The organism is Zemynaea arenosa (genome assembly GCF_004614185.1).
GTDB classification, from domain to species: Bacteria; Pseudomonadota; Gammaproteobacteria; order Burkholderiales; family Burkholderiaceae_D; genus Telluria; species Telluria arenosa.
This window is the reverse complement of the sequence record NZ_SPVF01000240.1, coordinates 1-16,714: the sequence shown is the minus strand read 5'-3', so window position 1 is coordinate 16,714 and position 16,714 is coordinate 1. Positions and strand designations below refer to the sequence as shown.

15 protein-coding genes are annotated in these 16,714 nt (G+C 69.0%); all 15 read left to right on the top strand.

Annotated elements, in window-relative coordinates:
* Positions 1-755 (top strand): tetratricopeptide repeat protein (locus E4L96_RS18870; RefSeq protein ID WP_135208759.1); only part of this gene is annotated, 755 nt, incomplete at its 5' end.
* Between the two features lie 6 nt (positions 756-761).
* On the top strand, positions 762-2,471 hold the full coding sequence (locus E4L96_RS18865; protein ID WP_135208758.1) for a GspE/PulE family protein: 1,710 nt from the start codon (positions 762-764) through the stop codon (positions 2,469-2,471).
* Positions 2,471-3,676: a type II secretion system F family protein gene (locus E4L96_RS18860; RefSeq protein WP_135208757.1), complete on the top strand. Its 1,206-nt coding sequence runs from the start codon at positions 2,471-2,473 to the stop codon at positions 3,674-3,676. Before E4L96_RS18865 ends, E4L96_RS18860 begins: the two co-directional genes overlap by 1 nt.
* Positions 3,677-3,686: 10 nt before the next feature.
* Positions 3,687-5,255: a hypothetical protein gene (locus E4L96_RS18855; protein WP_135208756.1), complete on the top strand. Its 1,569-nt coding sequence runs from the start codon at positions 3,687-3,689 to the stop codon at positions 5,253-5,255.
* Positions 5,243-5,938, top strand: coding sequence for a hypothetical protein (locus tag E4L96_RS18850; protein ID WP_135208755.1), 696 nt, complete (start codon positions 5,243-5,245; stop codon positions 5,936-5,938). The genes E4L96_RS18855 and E4L96_RS18850 overlap by 13 nt, the downstream gene beginning before the upstream one ends.
* A complete protein-coding gene (locus E4L96_RS18845) occupies positions 5,935-6,372 on the top strand; it encodes a hypothetical protein (protein ID WP_135208754.1) in 438 nt (145 codons plus the stop codon). Before E4L96_RS18850 ends, E4L96_RS18845 begins: the two co-directional genes overlap by 4 nt.
* A complete protein-coding gene (locus tag E4L96_RS18840; protein WP_135208753.1) occupies positions 6,359-7,075 on the top strand; it encodes a type II secretion system protein in 717 nt (238 codons plus the stop codon). The genes E4L96_RS18845 and E4L96_RS18840 overlap by 14 nt, the downstream gene beginning before the upstream one ends.
* Complete coding sequence (locus E4L96_RS18835; RefSeq protein WP_135208752.1) at positions 7,072-7,776, top strand: type II secretion system protein; 705 nt, start codon at positions 7,072-7,074, stop codon at positions 7,774-7,776. The genes E4L96_RS18840 and E4L96_RS18835 overlap by 4 nt, the downstream gene beginning before the upstream one ends.
* 5 nt (positions 7,777-7,781) lie before the next feature.
* Positions 7,782-8,675: an ABC transporter permease gene (locus E4L96_RS18830; RefSeq protein WP_135208751.1), complete on the top strand. Its 894-nt coding sequence runs from the start codon at positions 7,782-7,784 to the stop codon at positions 8,673-8,675.
* The gene (locus E4L96_RS18825; protein WP_135208750.1) at positions 8,672-9,358 is read left to right on the top strand and encodes a hypothetical protein; all 687 of its coding nucleotides are present in this window, start codon (positions 8,672-8,674) and stop codon (positions 9,356-9,358) included. Before E4L96_RS18830 ends, E4L96_RS18825 begins: the two co-directional genes overlap by 4 nt.
* A gap of 61 nt (positions 9,359-9,419) precedes the next feature.
* Positions 9,420-9,983, top strand: coding sequence for a prepilin-type N-terminal cleavage/methylation domain-containing protein (locus E4L96_RS18820; protein ID WP_135208749.1), 564 nt, complete (start codon positions 9,420-9,422; stop codon positions 9,981-9,983).
* On the top strand, positions 9,983-10,684 hold the full coding sequence (locus E4L96_RS18815; RefSeq protein WP_167758743.1) for a histidine phosphatase family protein: 702 nt from the start codon (positions 9,983-9,985) through the stop codon (positions 10,682-10,684). Before E4L96_RS18820 ends, E4L96_RS18815 begins: the two co-directional genes overlap by 1 nt.
* Positions 10,685-10,738: 54 nt before the next feature.
* A complete protein-coding gene (locus E4L96_RS18810; RefSeq protein WP_135208748.1) occupies positions 10,739-11,806 on the top strand; it encodes a phosphotransferase in 1,068 nt (355 codons plus the stop codon).
* A gap of 19 nt (positions 11,807-11,825) precedes the next feature.
* Positions 11,826-13,052 (top strand): acyl-CoA dehydrogenase family protein, encoded by a 1,227-nt coding sequence (locus E4L96_RS18805; RefSeq protein WP_135208747.1) that lies wholly within the window; start codon positions 11,826-11,828, stop codon positions 13,050-13,052.
* On the top strand, positions 13,052-16,714 hold a 3,663-nt coding region (locus E4L96_RS18800; protein WP_135208746.1), incomplete at its 3' end, for a response regulator. The genes E4L96_RS18805 and E4L96_RS18800, both read left to right, overlap by 1 nt.

Sequence of the window (16,714 nt, the reverse complement as noted above, 5' to 3'; positions counted from 1 at the left end):
CCCTCGCGAACGGCGGCAACGCACCCGGCGCGCCCGGCGGCATCAATATCACTACCAGCAGCGGCACAGGCAGCGCTGCGGCCGCACCATCCGGCGTGCCCACCGGCGCGACGACCGCACCGGTCGCTCTGCCCCCTTCCGCAGCGGGGAACGCCAGCGTCCAGGTCAGCCACAGCATCGCCGCCGCCCAGGTCAACCCACTGCTGCAAGGCGCCTACGCCGCCTTCCGCCAGGGCGACCTCGACACCGCGCGCGCCCAGTACACCGCGATGCTGCGGCAGGACCCCGCCAATCGCGATGCGCTGCTGGGCAGTGCCGCCGTCGCCCTGCGCCAGCGCGACACCGAGCGCGCCGCCGACATCTATGGCCGCCTGCTCGAATCGAATCCGGACGACCCGGACGCCATGGCCGGCCTGGCCTCCCTGCGCGGCGCCGATCCGGCGCAGGCCGAGTCCCGCCTGCGCCGCATCCTGGCTCGAAACCCGGAGGCCCCGAACGCCCTCTACGCCCTCGGCAACCTGTACGCGCGCCAGGGCCGCTGGAGCGAAGCCCAGCAGCAGTACTTCAAGGCCTTCGCCGCTGCGCCGGAGAACGCCGACTATGCGTTCAACCTCGCCGTGGGCCTGGACCGGGTCAACAAGCCGCGCCTCGCCCTCGACTACTACCAGCGCGCGCTGGCCCTGTCCGAGGGCCGCAGCGCCAGTTTCGACCGCACCGCAGCCGCGCGCCGCATCCGGGAACTGGGCGGGCGCTGATTCGAGATGGCAGACCATCACCACCCCAAGATCCCGCTCGGCAAACTGCTGATCCAGAAAGGCGTCATCAGCGAAGACCAGCTGCGGATCGCGCTCATCGAACAGAAACGCACCAGCGAACCCCTCGGCAAGCTGCTGATCACGCTCGGCTTCGTGACCGAGGCCACGGTGCGCGAGGCGCTGTCCGAAAACCTGAACCAGCAGAGCGCGGACCTCACCAACCTGGTGGTCGATGCCGTGGCGCTCAAACTGATTCCGAAGGAAGTGGCCAAGCGCTATCGCGTCTTCCCCATCGTGTACGAGCGCGATACGGACAACCTGATCCTGGCCATGGCCGACACCAGCAACATCGTGGCGCTGGACCAGATCAGCGCCATGCTGGTCAAGGGCATCGAGATCACGCCGATCCTGGTCGGTGAGTCGGACATCGCACGGGCCATCGACCAGTACTACGGCTTCGAGCTCTCCATCGACGGCATCCTGCACGAGATCGAGACCGGCGAAGTCAATTACTCGTCGCTCGCGGCGACCAGCGACGAATACAGCCAGCCCATGGTGCGCCTGATCGACGCCCTGCTGGCCGACGCGGTGCAGAACGGCGCCTCGGACATCCACTTCGAGCCGGAGCAGTCGTTCCTGCGTATCCGCTACCGCATCGACGGCATCCTGCGCCAGATCCGCAGCCTGCACAAATCCTACTGGCCCGCCATGGTGGTGCGCCTGAAGGTGATGAGCGGGATGAACATCGCCGAATCGCGCGCCCCGCAGGACGGCCGCATCTCGATCAAGTTCAGTGGCCGCAGCATCGACTTCCGCGCCTCGGCCCAGCCCACCACGCACGGCGAGAACGTGGTGCTGCGGGTGCTGGACCGCCAGAAGGGGATCGTCCCGCTGGAGGGCCTGGGCCTGAACGAGGACGAGCTGCACATGCTGCGCCTGATCATCGCGCGGCCCGACGGCGTCATCCTCGTCACCGGCCCCACGGGCAGCGGCAAGACCACCACCCTGTACTCGATCCTCAACCACATCAATACCGAGAGCATCAACATCATGACGCTCGAAGACCCGGTCGAGTACCCGATGAACATGATCCGCCAGACCTCCGTGAACGAGGCGGTCAAGCTCACCTTCGCGGACGGCATCCGCTCCATGATGCGGCAGGACCCGGACGTGATCCTGGTCGGCGAGATCCGCGATCCGGACACCGCGGAGATGGCCTTCTCCGCCGCCATGACCGGACACCAGGTGTATTCGACCCTGCATACCAACTCCGCCATCGGCTCCATCTCGCGGCTGCTGGACATCGGCATCGTGCCGGACATCATGGCCGGGAACATCATCGGCATCATCGCCCAACGCCTGGTGCGGCGGCTGTGCGTGCACTGCAAGGAACCGTTCATCGCCGGCGGCCTGGAACGGCGCCTGCTGGGGCTTGGCGGAGAGGAGCCTCCCGCCACCATCTACCGTGCGGTCGGCTGCCCGCAGTGCAGCCACCAGGGCTACCGGGGACGCATGGCGATCATGGAGATCCTCAAGGTGACGCCGGAGATCGATGAGCTGATCGCGCGCCGCGCCTCCAACCGCGAGCTGCGCAACCACGCCATCGCCAACGGCTTCCGCACGCTGATCGACGAGGGCATGCGCCGCGTCTTGGAGGGGACGACGTCGCTGGACGAAGTCTCCCGTGTCGTGGACCTGACCGACAGGCTCGCGTGATGCCGCTCTACGCCTACCGCGCCATGGACCTAGCCGGCCGCATCGTGCCCGGCGCGATGGACGCGTCCAACAGCGCGGACCTGGAGCTGCGCCTGCGCCGCATGGAGCTCGACCTGATCGACTTCCACCTGAGCGGGCAAAAGGACGTGGCCTTCGGCGCGCGCCGGGTGCGGCGCGCAGACCTGATCAACTTCTGCTTCCACATGGAGCAGCTGACCGGGGCCGGCGTGCCGATCCTGGAAGGCCTGGCCGACCTGCGCGACTCGCTCGACCACCCGCGCATGCGCGAGATCGTCACGGACCTGATCGAATCCATCGAAGGCGGCCAGCCGCTCTCGGTGGCCCTGGGCCACCACGACGAGGTATTCGACAATACCTTCGTCAGCCTGGTGCGCGCGGGCGAATCGAGCGGGCACCTGACCGACGTCTTCCGCAACCTCACCGAGAGCCTGCGCTGGCAGGACGAGCAGGCCGCACAGATGAAGAAGATCATCAGCTACCCGCTGCTGGTGATGGTGGTGGTGCTGGGCGTGATGTTCTTTCTGATGATCGTGCTGGTGCCGCAGCTGACCACCTTCATCCGCAACATGGGCGGCGAGCTGCCGCTGCACACGCGTGCCCTGATCTTCGTCTCCGGGATCTTCATCCACTTCTGGTACCTGATCATCGGCCTGCCGCTCATCGGCTGGTTCGCGACCCGCGCCTGGCTGCGCCGCAACGACGAGGCGCGTCTGTATGCGGACGCGCTCAAGCTGCGCGCCCCGCTGGTCGGCGAGGTGCTGCACAAGATGATCCTGGCGCGCTTCGCCACCTTCTTTGGCCTGATGTACGGCAGCGGCATCACCATCCTCGAATGCATCCGGCTTTCGGAAGGCATCGTCGGCAACCGCATGGTGGCGGCCGCACTGCGCCGCGCCGGCCAGCTGATCTCGGAAGGCCAGGGCGTGGCGGCGGCGTTCCAGGCCACCGGCATCTTTCCGCCGCTGGTGCTGCGCATGCTGCGGGTCGGCGAGACCACGGGCGACCTGGAAGGCGCGATGCGCAACGTGAGCTACTTTTACAACCGCGAGGTGCGCGAACTGATCGAGCGGGTGCAGTCCCTGATCGAGCCGACCATGACGGTGGTCCTGGGACTGCTGCTCGGCTGGATCATGCTGTCGGTGCTCGGGCCGATCTACGACACCCTCAGCACGCTAAGAACATGAGGTGACGCGCGTGCTGCCCAAACAACTCTTCTTCCTGACGAACGAACACCTGTGCGCCTACCAGTGGCAGCGCGGGCGCCTGTCCGAGCCGCGCCACTTCCTGGCCGACCGCGCGGGCATGGACGCGTTCACCCAGTACCTGCGCGAGAATCCGGATCGCCCGGCCTACCTGATCGCGGACATGGTAGAGGAAGACTTCCAGCGGCAGCTGCTGCCGCACGTGAGCGGGCGCGCACGCCGCGGCCTGATTGCGCGCCGCATGAACCTCGCCTATCGCGATACGCCGTTCCGCCACGCGCTGATCCAGGGCCGCGAAGCCGCCGGGCGGCGCGACGACCAGGTGCTGTTCTCTGCCATCACCAATCCGGGCGCGGTGCAGCCCTGGGTGAACGTGATCGGCCAGGCCGGGGTGCCGCTGGGGGCCCTGTACTCGGCGCCCTTCCTGGCGATGATGCTGGTGCGCAGCCTGGCGATGGCGCAGGACCATCTGCTGCTCATCACGATCGATTCGGCGGGCCTGCGCCAGACCTATTTCCAGGGCCGCCACCTCAAGTTCAGCCGCCTCACCACCATGACCGCGGACGAGCGCCTGGCGGATGTGGTAGCGGAAGAAACGGACCGCATGCAGCAGTTCCTCACCAGCACCCGCCTGACGGGGCGCGGCGACCTGCTACAAACGGTGGTGCTGGCCCCGCGCGACGAGATCCCGGCGCTGGAGCGGGCCTGCGAGGATGGGCCGGAGATCGCCTTCCATTTCGTCGACATGGAAACGGCGGCGGCGCGCCTGCGGATGCGCGAGGTGCCGCGGCTGGCGGACACGCTGCTGCTGACCCTTGTCGGCCGCAATCCACCGGCGTCGCACTACCCGACCGGCGCGGCGGGGCACCTGTTCCGGCTCTGGCAGACGCGCATCGGCCTGTACGCCGGCTCGGCGGGGCTGGTCGCCGCAGCCCTGGCGGCCACGGTCTACAACGTGTGGGCGACGGTGGATGCCAACAACACGGCCGCGCGCCTGACCGCCGAGGCGCCGCAGTTCGAAGCCCGCTACCGCGCCGTGATGGCGACCCTGCCGCCTGCCGCCGCGCGCACCGTCAACATGCGCGCCGCCGTCACGGTGGACGAGACGCTGCGCATGCAAGGCCCGCAACCGCTGGCACTCACCGCCATCGTGAGCGATTCACTGGACCGCGCCCCGGCGATCACCCTCCTGTCGCTGGAATGGCAGGTGCCCAGTGGCGCCCCGCCGGCCGCGGGCGGCGCGGCGAACCCGCTGCAGCAGGCGGGCCAGCCAACCGATGCCCCGGCGCCCATCTATTCTTCTGCCTTGGGAATCCCCTCGCCACCGCCGCAGACCATCCGTATCGAAGGTGAGATCGACGCGCCCGAGAACGACTCGCGCGCGGTGCTGGATGCCATGAATGCCTTCGCGCTGGATCTGGCGCGCAACCGCAGGCTGGCCGTGGACATCGTGACCCCACCGGTGGATGTGCGCTCGAATGCCCGCCTGTCCGGCAAGGCGGGCTTGGCGGCCGAGCCGGGCAAACCACGTTTCGCATTGAGGGTCACATGGAAGCCATGACCGCCCCCGCCGCGCGCAAACCGGCCGCTGCGCCGCCGCAGCGCACCTTCATGCGCGACGTACGCGTGCTGCGCCGTCCCTTGGTGGTGGCTTTGGTGGCTTTCCTGATCGCGGTACTGCTGATCGGCGCGACCGGGTGGATGCGGCGGCGCGCGCAGTTCGACCTGGAGCAGGCCCGCCGCGTGCACGAGGCGGCGCTCTACAAGCTACAGAACACGGAGCGCGAGCGGCGCGAGATCAACCTGTACCAGCCGCGCTTTCTCGCCCTGCGCGAACAGGGCATGGTCGGGCAGGAGAACCGGCTGGCGTGGATCGACACCATCCGCCGCTCGCAGGCGACGCGCCGCCTGCTGTCGGTGAGCTACGAAATCGAGCCGCAGCAGGCGGTGACCATGTCGGCGCCGATCGCGCTCGGCGACTATCAGCTGCGCGCCAGTCGCATGGAGCTGCACATGGGCCTCCTGCATGAGCTGGACCTGTTCAACCTCCTGGACGACTTGCGCGCGGCGGGGCTGTACACCGTTCAGGAATGCCGCATGAAGCGGCTGGAAGTGCCGCCCGACGCAGCCAACGCACCGCGCCTGTCCGCCGACTGCACCCTGAATTGGGCGACACTCGGCCCGGCGCCCCCACCGCCTGCGCCGGCCGCGATGAACACCGTTCCCGGAGCGCCGCCGCCATGAGTCCACGTCATTGCGCAGCCATGCTGTTCATCGCCGCCGCAGCCTGGCCCCTGGCCGCGCCAGCTCAGTCGATCCACTTCGGCCGTTTGTTCACGACGCCATCGGAACGCCAGCGCCTCGATGCGGTGCGCATGGGCGGCGCATCCGCGGCAGGCGGGCAGACCGCGGTGACGTTGCCCGATGCCACCGCCGCACCAGCGCCGCCACCGCCGCCACCGGCCCCGCTGACGGTCAACGGCGTGGTCCGCCGCAGCGATGGCCGGACCACGGTCTGGATCAACCAGTCACCGCAAACGGGTGGCGACGTAAAGACGGCGCCGGGGCCACGCCAGCCTACGGTCGCGGTGCCGCTGCCAAACGGCGGCCAGGCGCAGGCCAAGCCTGGCCAGCAGGTCGACCCCACCACCGGAGCTGTGCACGATGCCACGCAGTGACCGACAGTCCGGGCAGGCACTCCTGATCCTGGTCGCGGTGATCGGACTGGGGGCGGCGTCGCTGTTCATGAGTGCCATGGGCAGTCCACGCCTGGACAGCGCGCGAGAGCAGCGCACCATGGCGGCATTGCAGGAGGCGCGGGAGGCGTTGATCGGATTCGCGGTGACGCATGGCCGCCTGCCCCGTCCGGCCATCTCTGCCACTGACGGCAATGAAAACCCGGCGCCGTGCGTAAGCGAGGCCGCGTGTACTGGGCTGCTGCCGTGGACCACGCTCGGCGTGCCACGCACGGATGCCTGGGGCAAGCTGCTGCGCTACAGCGTGACGCCGGTGTACACCAGCGCGCCCCTGCAGCGGACCTCCGCCGTCGCCACCAAGACGGTGCTCACGCGCGTGGGTGGTGGCCAGATCGTCTACCGGGCGGGGAACCCCGACTGCACGCTGGGCAGTCCGTGCGAGGCGGCGGTCGTGTATTCGAATGGGCGCAACAACTTCGGCATCAATGCGGCGGGCATCGTGCAGGCCAACGGGTCGCAGGGGAATGTCGACGAGGCGGCGAATAACGTCGCCACGCTCAATTTCATGGTGCGGCCCACGACCGATGATGCGCGCGCGCCGGGCGGGCCGTTCGACGACCTGCTGGTGTGGATCGATCCGCAGCAGCTGTACGCGCCGATGGCGCAGGCGCGGGTGCTGCCATGAGCCGCCGGATGCAGGGTGGTTTCAGCCTGGTCGAGCTGGCGATCGTGCTGGTGATTGTCGGGCTGATGATTGGCGGCTTGATGACGCCACTGCAGACGCAGTTCGAACAGCGGCGCATCAGCGAGACACAACGCGTGCTCGATGAAGCACGTGAAGCGCTGACCGGTTTCGCGCTGCGGAATGGCTATCTGCCCTGCCCGGCCATCTCGGCCAGCAATGGGCTGGAAGACCGCAGCGGTGGCTACTGCACGGGTGGACGGCGCGACGGCCTGCTGCCGTGGGCGACACTGGGCGTGGCCAAGGCGGATGGCTGGGGGCACATGCTGCGCTACTCGGTGACCCCGGCGTTCTCGAACAGCCAGGTGCTGTTCGGACTGGCCACGCCGCGGGATATCACCATCGGAACGCGGGATTCGCGCGGGAATCTCGTCACCGCGAGCGGCATCAATGACGTGCCGGCGGTGGTAGTGTCGCATGGGCGCAATGGGCTGGGTGCGGTCAGTGAGACGGGCGTCCCGGTGGCGGGCGTGGGGGCGGCCAATCAGGACGAGCGGACCAATGCGATGGGCGGCATCGCGTTCGTCACGCGGCCGCCCAGCGATGCGCGGGCGCCGGGCGGGGAGTTCGACGACCTGGTGGTGTGGCTGTCGCCGAACGTGCTGTTCAGCCGCATGGTGGCGGCGGGCGCGCTTCCGCGGTGATTGTGATGGAGAAGCTGGCCGCCCCTGCCCGCGCCACCGTGCTGCAGACGGTGGCCGCTCTCGCGCGCAGCACGGTGCTGGAAGCGCTGCGCAGCCGGCTGGCGTGGGTGTTTGGTTGCGTGGCCTTGGGTGCTTACGGGGCTGCGGGATTCATTGGCGCGCTGGCGCTGACCGAGACGCGGCAACTGCAGGCGGCGCTGCTGGCATCCGCGCTGCGGCTGGTGTTGGCGTTCCTGGTTGCGGCGTTTGCGGCGCAGAGCGTGGTGCGGGAGGCGGATGACCGGGTGCGTGACCTGCTGCTGGCACTACCGATGCCGCGGCACCGCTACCTGGCTGGCAAGCTTGCGGGACTGTGCGCGGTGGCGTTGGCGGGGGCGGTGATCTTCACGCTGCCGCTGCTGCCGCTCGCGCCGACCGCGCAATGCCTGCTGTGGTGTACCACACTGGCCTGTGAAGCCGGCATCGTCGCCGGCTTCGCCCTCTTCTGCGCCAGCGGCATCGGCCACGCCACCGCTGCCCTGGCCGCGACGCTCGCCTTCTACGTCCTGTCCCGCGTCATGGCGAGCATCGTGCTCCTCGCAGGCCACGGCGCCGCCGCAGCCGCATCAGGCAGCGCGAGCGCGTTGGCCACCGGTGGGGCGGCTGGCGGCGCAACGGCGGGCAGCGCAAGCGCGCTGGCGGGAGGCGCGGTGTCCGCCACCGGCACGCTCACGGATGGCGTGGCGCGTGGACTCGCGCATCTGTTGCCCGGCCTGGACACTTTCGCGCGGACCGAGTGGCTGGTCTACGGCACCGGCACCGCTGCGGATCTCCTGCTTTGCCTCGGCCAGGCCGCCATCTACCTGCTGCTCCTGCTGGCCGCGGCTTCGTTCGACCTGTCCCGCAAGGAGATCGAATGAAGCGCGCCGCCCTGTGGCCGCCGCTAGCCGCCGCCCTCCTCCTGCAAATCGCCTGGCACACCTGGTCCCCGCGCGCCCGCCCGCACATCGAGCCGCTGCCTCCCGCGCCACCGGACGCGGTGGCACGCCTGGCCTCTCTCGGCGACCCGCTGGCCGCAGCGCGCGGCCTGATGCTCTACCTGCAGGGCCACGACGACCAGGCCGCTGGCAGCACCGGTCTGCACACGCTGGACTACACCCGCATCCGTGACTGGCTCGCCCTGGCCCTCGACCTCGACCCGCGCTCGCAATACCCTCTGCTGGCCGCGAGCGAAGTCTACGCCGCCGTCAACGACCCGCAGCGCGTGCGCACCATGCTCGATTTCGTGCACACCGAATTCGCCCGCGACCCGCAGCGCCGCTGGCCCTGGATGGCCCAAGCCGCCCTGATCGCCCGCCACCGCCTGCACGACCTGCCCCTCGCCCGGCAATACGCGCGCGCCATCCGCGAGCAGGCACCGAAGGCGCCACCCTGGACCCGCGAGCTCGACGCGCTGTTCGCCGAAGACGCCGATGAGCTGGACACCGCCCGCGCCATCATCGGCGGCCTGATCGCCAGTGGCCAGATCAGCGACCCCAACGAACTGCGTTTCCTGGACGCCAAACTGCGCGCCTTGGAAGCCAAAAACGCCCTAAGGAAATAGAACACCGCTGTCTCCAGCACAGCCTTTTTGCTAGACTGGCAGCCTCACCCAAAGGACATCCATGCAAGCATTTTCCAAACATCAACGCGGCTTCACGCTCGTTGAGATCGCCATCGTCCTGGTCATCATCGGCTTGCTGCTGGGCGGCGTGCTCAAGGGGCAAGCCCTGATCGACAGCGCCAAGGTGAAGAACATCATCCAGCAGTCGAGCTCGCTGTCCGCGGCCGTCAACGGCTACCAGGACAAGTTCCGCGCCCTGCCCGGCGACGATGTCATGGCCACCACCCACGTCCCCGGCGCGCTCAACAACGGCAACGGCGACGGCCAGATTACGGAATACCTGGGCGCGCCCCAGCACCTCGCCCTCGGCGGCTTCATCACCGGCACCTACAACGGCTCCACCGACTTCATGACCAGCGCCCAGGGCGGCGCGGTCTACATCTACAACGACACCGTTGGCGGACGCGGCGGCAATGGCATCCGTTTCGACAACTTGCCGGACACTTTCGCCCAGCAACTGGACAGCAAGCTGGACGATGGCGTGGCCACCACCGGCACCGTGCGCGCCACCGCGCCCTACACCAATGCCGGCAACGTGATCACCCGCACGGCGGTCTTCTTCTGATGACTGAGGCGCAGCGGCGGCGCATCTACCTGATGCGGCATGGCAGCGTCACGTATTTCGACGCCGCGGGCAAACCCTTCCTGCCCGAACAGGTCCCTTTGACCGAGGAAGGCCGCGCGCAGGCCAGCGCGGCGGGCCGGGTGTTCGGTGCCGAAGGCGTGCGCTTCGACCGCGTGATCGTCTCCGGCTTGCCGCGCACGATGGAGACTGCAACCCTGGTGCTGGCCGAATCGGCGCAGGACCCCGGCGTGATCGAATCCTGGCCGGAACTGGCCGAAATTCGCGGCGGCCGCCTGTCCGCGATTCCCGACGCCGAGCTGCGCGCTGCCTTCACCGGCGTGTTCGCGGGTGCCGTGGCGGAGGACGCCCGCTTCCTGGGCGGCGAGTCCGTGGGCGAACTGATGGACCGCGTGCATCCGGCGCTGGACCGGCTGCTCGCCGACGCCGGCTGGGAGACCGTCCTGCTGGTCCTGCACGGCGGCGTCAACCGCGCGATCCTGTCGCGCGCGCTGACCGGCCAGCGCCTGTTCCTCGGCGGCCTGTCGCAAAGCGCAGGCTGCATCAACGCCATCGACGTGGGCGCGGACGATTGGGTGGTCCGCTTCACCAACTACAGCCCGGCCGCTCCGCTCCAGCATGCCAGCCGCGCGACCACCATGGAGCGGCTGTACGAGCAGTACGCCCGCTCCCGCGGCCACTGACATGGCACGGCCGTGCGGCGGTACGCTAGAATCCAGCACAACGGAGGGGGACCGATGTTCGAAGAGATGATGGGCACCAAACCGGTGTCGGAGCGCCAGAAGTTCGACGTTGCGGCCCTGGAGGCCTGGCTGGCCGAGCATGTGGACGGCTACCGCAGCGGCGCTCTCGACGTGGCCCAATTCAAGGGCGGCCAGTCCAACCCCACCTTCAAGCTCAGCGCCGGCGGCCAGCATTACGTCCTGCGCACCAAGCCGGGCCCGGCCGCCAGGCTGCTGCCCTCGGCCCACGCCATCGACCGCGAATTCCGCGTGATGAACGCGCTGCACGGCACCGGTTTCCCGGTCGCCCGCCAGTACGCGCTGTGCCTCGACGAAAGCATCCTTGGCCGCGCTTTCTACGTGATGGAGTACGTCGAGGGCCGCGTGCTGTGGGACCAGTCCCTGCCCGGCATGAACCCGGCCGAACGGGCTGCCATCTACGACGAAATGAACCGCGTGATCGCCCAGCTGCACACGGTCGACTACGCCGCCATCGGCCTGCAGGACTATGGCAAGCCGGGCAACTACTTCGCACGCCAGATCGAGCGCTGGACCAAACAATACAAGGCCTCGGAGACCGAACCCATCGAGGCCATGGAGCGCTTGATCGACTGGCTGCCGCGGCACATCCCGCCCGGTGATGACACCGCCATTGTCCACGGCGATTTCCGCATGGATAACCTGATCTTCCACCCGGCCGAACCGCGCATCCTGGCCGTGCTGGACTGGGAGCTGTCCACGCTGGGCCACCCGGCGGCCGACTTCTCCTACCACTGCATGAGCTGGCACATCGCCCCCGGCAAGTTCCGCGGCATTGCCGGGCTGGACCTCAAGGCGCTTGGCATCCCGTCGCAGGAGGAGTACATCGCCCGCTACTGCCAGCGTACCGGGCGCTCGATTATCGCGGCCGACTTCAACTTCTACCTCGCGTACAACATGTTCCGGCTGGCCGGCATCATGCAGGGCATCATGAAGCGCTATGTCGACGGGACCGCCGCCAGCGCCCAGGCCCTCGAGAACGGCAAGGCCGCCCGCCCGATGGCAGAACTCGGCTGGCAGTACGCGACCGGACACACTGCATAACGCCCCACAAGGACACGCAATGGACTTCGACTATTCCGAGCGCTGCCGCGATCTGCAGAGCCGGCTGCTCGCCTTCATGGATGAGCATATCTACCCGAACGAGCAGGCATTTTCCGACGAAGTGGCGCGCAACGGCCGCGAACAGGGGACGCGGTGGATTCCGACGCAACTCGTCGAACGCCTCAAGCCCATCGCCCGGGAACGCGGCCTGTGGAACCTGTTCCTGCCGCGCTCGGAGCGCGCGCCCGAGGGCCTCTCCAACCTGGACTACGCGCCGCTGTGCGAGATCATGGGCCGGGTCTGGTGGGCGCCCGAGGTGTTCAATTGCAGCGCGCCCGACACCGGCAACATGGAGACGCTGGAACGCTACGGCAGCGAGGAACACAAGCGTCAATGGCTGGAGCCGCTGCTGCGCGGCGACATCCGCTCCGCCTTCGCCATGACCGAGCCCGGCGTGGCGTCGTCGGACGCCACCAACATCGCCACCCGCATCGAGAAGGATGGCGACAGTTATGTCATCAATGGCCACAAATGGTGGATTTCCGGCGCCGGCGATCCGCGCTGCCGCATCTTCATCCTGATGGGCAAGACCGATCCGCAGGCCGCCCGCCACCAGCAGCAATCCATGATCCTGGTGCCCGCCGACACCCCGGGCGTGACCATCAAGCGTCCTCTGCCCGTGTTCGGCTACGACGATGCGCCGCACGGCCATTGCGAGATCCTGTTCGAGAACGTGCGGGTGCCCGCCTCCAACCTCCTGCTCGGCGCGGGCCGCGGCTTCGAGATCGCCCAGGGCCGTCTCGGCCCCGGCCGCATCCACCACTGCATGCGCGCCATCGGGGTGGCCGAACGCGCGCTCGAACTGATGTGCCAGCGCCTGGACACCCGTGTCGCATTTGGGCGCAAGATCTCAGAACAGGGCGTGTGGCGCGAGCGCATTGCCGAGTCCCGCATCCAGATCGACACCGCGCGCCTGCTGACCCTGAAGGCCGCCTACATGATGGACACCGTCGGCAACAAGGCTGCCCAAGCCGAGATCGCCATGATCAAGGTGCTCGCCCCCAATGTGGCCCAGCAGGTGCTGGACTGGTCCATCCAGGCCCATGGCGCGGCCGGAGTCTCCGACGAATTTCCGCTGGCCCAGCAATGGGCCCACAACCGCACCCTGCGCCTGGCGGACGGGCCGGACGAGGTGCACCGCAACGCCATCGCCAAACTGGAGCTGGCCAAACACGCGCGCCCCTGATGCTCCATCCGTCGCATAAGCGCCTGCCCTCGATCCGGTCCAAGACGGCCAAGCTGGTGCTGGCATGCCTGGTTCCGGCCGTGCTCGGTTTCGGCGCCCTGACGTATGAGGTGTTTCTCCTGCGCCGCACGGAACTGCAGGCCGCTGCGCTCCGCGCGGTCTACACGCTCGACCAGGCGGTCGACGCGCATCTGACCCTTGCGCATGCCACCCTGCGCAGCCTCGCCACCGCACCCGGCCTGGCCGGCATGCCCCCACGCCCCGACGCCATCATGGCCCATGCCCGCGCCAGCCTCGCGGCGGACGGAGCGCTGGCTGCCGTGCTGCTGGTGGGCGCCGATGGCCACACCCTGGCCGACACCCGGGGCGCCGCCAGTGGCGCATTACCTCCTGAGGTGCTCGCAGCCGCCGCTGCCCGGGGCGGCCCCGCCGAGTTGCCGCTGCTGCGGGACACCCGCGGCCAGCCTTGGATCGGGGTGGCGCTGCCGCTACAGGATGCGGCGGGGACCCTGCTCGTGGGCCTGATCGACATGCCCCGCGTGGCCACGCTGACGGACCGCCAGCTGCTCGAGCCCGGCTGGTCGATGGCCATCATCGACAGCCGGGCCAAGGTGATCGACCGGCGGCCAGGACACGCCCACTGGACCGGCACCCTCGCACGGGACGAAATCGTGCGCGACGCCCAGCGTGCGGACTCCGGCACCGTCGCGGTGCTGAGCCTCGACCGGACGCCGGTGTACAGCACCTGGCGCCGCGTGGCCCGCCACCCGGACTGGATCGTGCTCACCTCCTACCCGCGGGCCACGGTGCGCGAACTGCTGGCCGGCTCCCTGCGTGGCCTGACGATCACCATCGCGATCGCGCTGGGTGCAGGACTGTTGCTGGCCTGGCGCCTGGGCGGCCGCATCGCGCGCTCCGTGCATGCCCTCACCGGGCCCGCGCGTGCCCTCGGCACTGGCGCGCCTGTCGCGGTGCCGCCGATGCACGTGCGCGAAACCGCCGAAGTGGCGCAGCTGCTCGCCTCCGTGGACGCCGAACTGCTGGGCTACCGCACCAACCTGGAACAGCTGGTCACCACCCGCACCGAGGAGCTGGCCCGCTCCACGGCCTACCTGGCCGCCGTCTTCGCCCACGCGCCATTCGGCCTGTGCGTGCTGGACGTGGACCTGCGCTTCGTGATGGTCAACGACTACCTCGCGGTCCTGAGTGGCATTGCGCCCGCGGACCATGTGGGCCGCTCCCACGCGGACGTGTTCGGACCCGCGGGCCAGCAATACGAAGAGTTTTTCCGCCAGGTGCTGCTCACGCGCGAACCGCTGCTGGACGTGGAGCTGAATGTGACGCTGCCCGCGCTGCCGGACAGCGCGCGCCATCTCAAGGCCAGCTACTACCCGGTGCTCGCCAACGGCCGCGTGGAAGGCGTCGCGGCGATGATCCGCGACGTGACCGCGGAACGCCTGCAGGCGCAGCGCATCCGCGACCAGGAGGAACAGTTCCGCGCCCTGTACGAACGCTCGGGCGACGCCCACATGCTGGTCACGCTCAGCGCCGGTTTCGTGGGCGGCAACCAGGCTGCGGCCGGGATCTACGGCTTCGCCACCGTGGACGAGCTGCTGGCCACCTCGCCCGCCGCCCTGTCCCCGCCCTGGCAGCCGGACGGCCAGCGCTCCGAGGATGCGATCGCGCTCCACCTCAAACAGGCCCTGGACGAGGACACCGCGCGCTTCGAGTGGCGGCACCGGCGCGTGGATGGCACCGAATTCGATGCCGACGTGCGCCTCACCAGCGTGAACATCGGCGGCAGTGGCGTGATGCTGTCCACGGTGCGCGACATCACGGAGCGCAAGGAGGCCGAAGCCGCGCTGCGGGCCGCCAGCTTCCAGCTCGAACAGAGCGAAAGCATGCTGCGCATGAGCGAGGCGCGCCTCCAGCATCTCAACGAACAGCTGATGATCGCGCTGGACCAGGCGCATGCGGCGTCGGATGCCAAGTCCCGCTTCGTGGCCAACATGAGCCACGAGATCCGCACGCCGATGAACGCCGTGATGGGACTCGCGCGCCTGCTGGAAGAAGCGCCCCTGGAGCCGCGCGAGCGCGCCTACGCAGGCAAGATTCGGCGCGCCACCCAGTCCCTGCTCGGCATCCTGCAGGACATTCTCGACTTCTCGCGCATCGACGCCGGCGAGCTGCGGCTGGAACAGGTCCGCTTCATCCTGTGCGACGTGCTGGATACGGTCAGTACCATGCTGGCCGGGCCGGCCTGGGAAAAAGGCATCGAGCCGGTGTTCGATGTGGCGCCGGACGTGCCGCTCGAGCTGGTGGGCGATCCGCTGCGGCTGCAGCAGATCCTCTTGAACCTCTTCAGCAACGGCATCAAGTTCACCGAGCATGGCGAGGTGGTGCTCGCGGTGCGCCTGCTGGGACGCGACGCAGACAGCGTGGACCTGGAATTCGCGGTGCGCGACACCGGCATCGGTATTGCGCCGGACCGCCACGAAGCCATGTTCGAGGCCTTCTCGCAAGGCGATACCTCCAGCAGCCGGAAATATGGCGGCGCGGGACTCGGCCTGCCGATCAGCCGCCGGCTGGCGCGCCTGATGGGCGGGGAGCTGACCCTGAGCAGCGAGCTCGAACGCGGCTCCGAATTCCGCCTGCGCGTCCGCCTGGGCCGCCCCACCGATGCGGCCAGCCTCGCACTGCCCGGCCATGTGCGGGCCACCGGGCTGCGGGTCCTCATCGCCGACGACAACCCGCACGCCGCGCGCGGCCTCGCGGACGTGTGCCGCTACTTCGGCTGGCAGGCGGACATCGTGGCAGGCGGACGCGCGGCGCTGGAACGCCTGCGTACCGGTCCGGCGCCCGATCTCGCCTTCATCGACAGCGCCATGCCGGACCTGGACGGCCTCTCCCTGGTAGCGTGGGCGCTGCAGGATGGCATTCCGCTGCCGCCGCTTGCCATGCTGGTGCCCGAGCACGAGCGGGACCGCCTGCTCGAACTCGCGGACGGTCTGCCCATCCGCACCACCGTTGCCAAGCCCACCACGCGCGAGGAGGTGGTCCGGGCCATCATTGCATTGCGCGGCGGACCGCCGGCACCCGCCGCGCTGCGCATCTCGACGCCGCTCACGGGCAAACTCGGTGGCCGGCGCGTGCTGCTGGTCGAGGACAATGAGATCAACCAGGAAGTCGCCACCTTCATCCTGCAGCACGCCGGCGCCGCGGTGGAGGTGGCCGCCAACGGCCGCATCGCCGTGGCCCTGCTGCAGGACGATCCGCAGCGCTACGACGTGGTGCTGATGGATATCCAGATGCCGGTGATGAATGGCTACGAAGCCGCGCGCGCGATCCGCACCATGGGGTTGGCCGAGCTGCCGCTGGTGGCGATGACGGCCAATGTGCTGGACTCGGACATCGACGAGGCGCGCGCCGCGGGCATGGAACACATGGTCGCCAAGCCGATCGACGTGGACGAACTGGTGGCAACCATCGTGCAGGTCACCGCCACCCACGCGCCGCGCATGGGGCCAGACCCCGCCACGCCCGTTGGCGCGCCACCGTTTCCCGTGGCGCTGCCGGGCATTGACTGCGCCGCTGCGCTGGCGCGCTTCCACGGCAATGCCGCCGCCTTCGCGGCGCTGCTGCGGCGTTTCGAGGCATCGAGC